We start from the raw sequence: 4,733 nt of genomic DNA, 5'->3' as shown, positions 1-4,733 counted from the left end.
CGGCGCCGTTCTCGCGCGCCACGGCCTCCACCGAGCTCATGAACTCCTGGTGCTCGCGCTGCGCGTTGTTCACCAGGGCCACCGTGGGCGCCGCCACGGCGGCGAGCTGGGCGATCTCGCCCGGGTGGTTCATGCCGAGTTCGATCACCGAGCAGCGGTGCCGCGGATTGAGGCGCAGCAGCGTGAGCGGCACACCGATGTCGTTGTTGAAATTGCCCTGTGTGGCGTGCGCGGCCTCGCCGGCGTGCGCGCGCAGGATGCTGGCGACCATCTGCGTGACCGTGGTCTTGCCATTGCTGCCGGTCACGGCGATCAGCGGCAGCGTGAACTGGGCGCGCCAGGCCTGCGCCAGCTGCAGCAGCGCGGCACGCGAATCGGGCACCTCGGTACCGGGCAGGCCGGCCTCGGCCAGGCCACGCTGCGCGAGCCCGGCCACCGCGCCAGCGGCCGCCGCCTGCGCCAGGAAGTGATGGGCGTCGAAGCGCTCGCCCTGCAGCGCGACGAAGAGGTCGCCGGCGCGCAGGCTGCGGGTGTCGGAATGCACGCGCTCAATGGGCGCGGCGATGCGGCCGACGGCGCGCGCGCCGGGCAGCGTGGTGAGCAGTTCGGCCAGGGTCTTCATGCGGCCTCCCGGCGCAGCGCGAGCGCGCGGCGCGCGTGCTCGATGTCGGAGAACGGCGACTTCACGCCCCGCACCTCCTGGTAGTCCTCGTGGCCCTTGCCGGCGATGAGCACCACGTCGGCGGGCGCGGCTTCGCGCACCGCCAGCGCGATGGCCTCGGCGCGATCAAGCACGGTGCGCGCGGCGGCCGGGTCGCTCAGGCCGCGCGCCATCTGCGCCAGGATGGTGGCCGGGTCTTCACCACGCGGGTTGTCGCTGGTCAGCACGGCGTGGCGCGCCTCGCGCTCGGCCACGGCGCCCATCAGCGGGCGCTTGCCCGGGTCGCGGTCGCCACCGCAGCCGATCAGTACCCACAGCGCCCCGCCGCGCCGCGCGGCCAGCGGTTGCAGCGCCTGCAGGGCCTTCTCCAGCGCGTCGGGCGTGTGCGCGTAGTCCACCAGCACCAGCGGCGCGCCAGGTGCGTCGGCCTGTGCCTGCTGCATGCGGCCGGGCACGGGCGTGAGCGCCGCGCAGGCCTGCGCGGCGGCGGCGAAAGGCACACCCAGCGCGCGCGCCGCGGCCAGCACGCCCAGCAGGTTGTGCACGTTGTATCGGCCCACCAGCGGCAGGCTCAAGGCCTGGCGTTGCCGCTCCTGGCCGCGCGGGTCGCGTTCGATCAGTTCGAAGGCCAGGCCCGCGGGCGTGGTGACGACGCCGCGCGCCTCGAGCCGCGCCTCGCTGTCGATGGCCACGGGCCAAAGGTCCAACCCCCGCCCCTGCAGGCGCGCCAGCAGGCCGGCGCCGTGCGGGTCGTCGGCGTTGACCACCGCGGCCTTGAGGCCGGGCCAATCAAACAGGCGCTGCTTGGCGGCCCAGTAGGCGTCCATGCTGCCGTGGTAGTCGAGGTGGTCTTGGGTGAAGTTGGTGAACACGGCCACCGCCACGCGCGTGCCGTTCAGGCGCCCTTCCTCCAGGCCGATCGACGAGGCCTCGATGGCGCAGGCGCGCAGGCCCTGGTCCACGAAGCCGCGCAGCTCCTGCTGCAGCATCACCGGGTCGGGCGTGGTCAGGCCGGTGGCCAGCAAGGCCGCGCCGGGGCGGCCGATGCCCAACGTGCCCACCACCGCCGCGGGCCGGTTGCAGGCCGACAGCAGCTGCGCCGCCCACCAGGCGCTGGAGGTCTTGCCGTTGGTGCCGGTGATGGCGATCACGTCAAGCGCACCGCTGGGCTCGTGGCACCAGGCGCTGGCGATGGGGCCGGCCTGGGCCTTGAGGCCGGGCACGGCCAACACGCGTGGGTCGTTGCGGCAATCGAAGGCGTCCAGGCCTTCGCGCTCGACCACGGCCGCGCTGGCGCCACCACGCAACGCGTCGGCCACGAAGCGGCGGCCGTCGGTGGCCGCGCCGGGCCAGGCCACGAAGCCGTCGCCCAGGCGCACGCGGCGGCTGTCGCACACCAGCCCGCCGGTGACGCTGGCGCGCAGCCACTGGGCCACGGCTTCGGGATGGACGAGCGTCTGAACCATCAGAACGTCTCCTCCACCGGCTCGCCGAAGATCTGCGGCTTGACGTTCATGTCGGGCTGCACGCCGAGGATGCGCAGGGTTTCCTGCACTGTCTCGCTGAACACGGGCGCGGCCACCAGGCCGCCATAGAACCCGCCTTCGCTCGGTTCATCGATCGACACCGCGACGATGATGCGCGGCTGCTCGATGGGCGCCATGCCGACGAAGAAGCCGCGGTATTTGCCTTCGGCGTAGCCGTTGCCCTCTTGCTTGCGCGCGGTGCCGGTCTTTCCGCCCACGGAGTAGCCCATGGTCTGCGCGCGCGTGGCGCTGCCGCCGGGCTTGGTCACCAGGCCCAGCATGTCGCGCACGGCGCGCGCGTTCTGGGCGCTGAAGACACGCACGCCCTGCGCGGGCGTGTCGCTCTTGAGCAGGGTCAGCGGAATGAGCTCGCCCTCGCGCGCGAAGATGGTGTAGGCCTGCGCGAGTTGGTAGAGCGAGACGGACAGGCCGTAGCCGTAGCTCATGGTGGCCTGCTCGATCGGGCGCCAGCTCTTGTAGGGGCGCAGCCGGCCGGCCACCGCGCCCGGGAACGGCACCTGCGGCTTCTGGCCGAAGCCCACCTGGGCGTACATCTCCCACATCTCGCGCGGGCTCATCTGCATGGCCATCTTGACCGTGCCCACGTTGCTCGATTTCTGGATCACCTCCGACACCGTCAGCACGTCCTTGGGGTGGGTGTCCCGGATGGTGGAGCCACCGATGACGATGCGGCCAGGCGCCGTCTGGATGGGCGTGTTGGGCCGCACCAGGCCCTTGTCGAGCGCGAGCGCGGCAATGAAAGGCTTCATCGTCGAGCCGGGCTCGAAGGTGTCGGTGAGCACGCGGTTGCGCAGTTGCTCGCCACTGAGGTTGCGCCGCTGGTTCGGGTCGTAGCTGGGGTAGTTGGCCAGGGCCAGCACCTCGCCCGTGCGGGTGTCGAGCACGATGACGCTGCCGGCCTTGGCTTTGTGCTGCAGAACGGCCTGGCGCAGCTTCTGCCAGGCGAAGTACTGCACCTTGCTGTCGATGGACAGGCTGAGGTCGGGGCCGTCCACGGGCGGCACGACGTCCTGCACGTCCTCGACCACGCGGCCCAGGCGGTCCTTGATGACGCGGCGCGAACCGGCTTTACCTGCGAGTTGCGACTGGAACGCCAGCTCCACGCCCTCCTGGCCACGGTCTTCCACGTTGGTGAAGCCCACCACGTGGGCCGTGGCCTCGCCCTCGGGGTACTGGCGCTTGTACTCGCGGCGCTGGTAGATGCCCTTGATGCCCAGCGCGGCGATCTTCTGCGCCACGGGCTCATCCACCTGGCGCTTGACCCAGACGAAGGTCTTGTCGTTGTCGGCCAGGCGCTTGCGCAGATCGGCGAGCGGCATGTCGAGCAGTCGGGCGAGTTCGCGCAGCTTGGGGTGGTTCTTGTCCACGTCCTCGGGGATGGCCCAGATGCTCTGCGCCACCACGCTGGAGGCCAGGATCAGGCCGTTGCGGTCGAGCACGCGGCCGCGGTTGGCCGGCAGCTCCAGCGTGCGCGCGAAGCGCACCTCGCCCTGGCGCTGAAAGAAGTCGTTGCCGATGACCTGGACGTAGGTGGCACGCCCGGCCAGACCAGCAAAGGCCAGCGCCAGGCCGAAGACGATGAACTTGCTGCGCCACACGGGCGTCTTGCTCGCCAGCAGCGGGCTGGAGGCGTAGTTGATGCTGCGGCTCATCGCGCGCCCTCCCCGCCTTCGGCTGCGGGCGCCGGGGCCGGCGTGGCTGCGCGCTCGCTCACGTACTGCGTGATGCCCGGGGTGACCTGGCGCATCTGCAGCTGGCGCTGGGCGAGTTGCTGCACGCGCGCGGGCGCGGCCTGCGCGCGGCGCTGCACGGCCAGTTGCTCGTGGTCGGCGTCGAGCCGCTTGGACTGGGTCTGCGCACGGTCCAGCGCCGAGTAGAGGCGGCGCGACTCGTACTGGGTGTGCACCAGGTAGAAGGCGCTGGCCAGAACGGCCAGCAGCAGCACGAGGTTGAGCCGGATCATGGCAAGGCCCTCACGCAGGCCACTGCGTGTGCTGCGCGATCCCCCGAAGGGATGCGAGCTGGCTGGAGGCGGTCCGGCGCGGCGCTCATGCCACCCCCGTTCGCGTGGCCACGCGCATGACGGCGCTGCGCGCGCGCGGGTTGCCCTGCACCTCCGCTTCGGACGGCATCACGCGGTGCACCTCGGCCAGGCGCGTGGGCGCGGGCTCGGCGAAGGGCGCGCGGCGGTCCACCACGGCGCGCGAGTGGCGCGCCATGAACTGCTTGACCGGGCGGTCTTCCAGGGAGTGGAAGCTGATGACCACGAGGCGACCTTGGGGCTTGAGCAGGGACAGGCTGGCTTCTAGCGCCTGTTGCAGCTCTTCAAGCTCGGCGTTGATGAAAATCCGAAGAGCCTGAAATGTGCGCGTTGCAGGGTCCTTGCCCGGCTCGCGGGTTTTGACCGCGCCAGCCACGATTTCGGCCAGCTCGCCGGTGGTTCGAACAGGGCCCCGTTCCTGTCGGCGACGATCAATCGCCTTTGCAATCGGTGCAGCAAACCGTTCTTCGCCATAGTCACGAAT

General features: G+C 71.2%; 5 protein-coding genes. All 5 read right to left on the bottom strand.

Features of this window, described 5'->3' with window-relative positions; translation table 11 throughout:
* A partial coding sequence (locus tag BGO22_RS22395) for a Mur ligase family protein (RefSeq protein ID WP_286852450.1) occupies positions 1-622 on the bottom strand: 622 nt, incomplete at its 3' end.
* Positions 619-2,127, bottom strand: a complete 1,509-nt coding sequence (locus tag BGO22_RS22390; protein WP_070397238.1) for a UDP-N-acetylmuramoyl-L-alanyl-D-glutamate--2,6-diaminopimelate ligase — start codon at positions 2,125-2,127, stop codon at positions 619-621. The genes BGO22_RS22395 and BGO22_RS22390, both read right to left, overlap by 4 nt.
* Positions 2,127-3,860: a peptidoglycan D,D-transpeptidase FtsI family protein gene (locus BGO22_RS22385; RefSeq protein ID WP_070397237.1), complete on the bottom strand. Its 1,734-nt coding sequence runs from the start codon at positions 3,858-3,860 to the stop codon at positions 2,127-2,129. The genes BGO22_RS22390 and BGO22_RS22385 overlap by 1 nt, the downstream gene beginning before the upstream one ends.
* A complete protein-coding gene (gene ftsL, locus BGO22_RS22380; RefSeq protein ID WP_070397236.1) occupies positions 3,857-4,171 on the bottom strand; it encodes a cell division protein FtsL in 315 nt (104 codons plus the stop codon). Before ftsL ends, BGO22_RS22385 begins: the two co-directional genes overlap by 4 nt.
* Before the next feature lie 85 nt (positions 4,172-4,256).
* Positions 4,257-4,733, bottom strand: a 477-nt coding sequence (gene mraW / locus BGO22_RS22375; RefSeq protein ID WP_286852449.1) for a 16S rRNA (cytosine(1402)-N(4))-methyltransferase, incomplete at its 5' end; no start/stop codon positions are given.

The organism is Hydrogenophaga sp. 70-12 (assembly GCF_001897365.1).
Classification (GTDB): Bacteria; Pseudomonadota; Gammaproteobacteria; order Burkholderiales; family Burkholderiaceae_C; genus Hydrogenophaga; species Hydrogenophaga borbori.
This window is presented reverse-complemented; position numbering and strand designations above follow the sequence as displayed.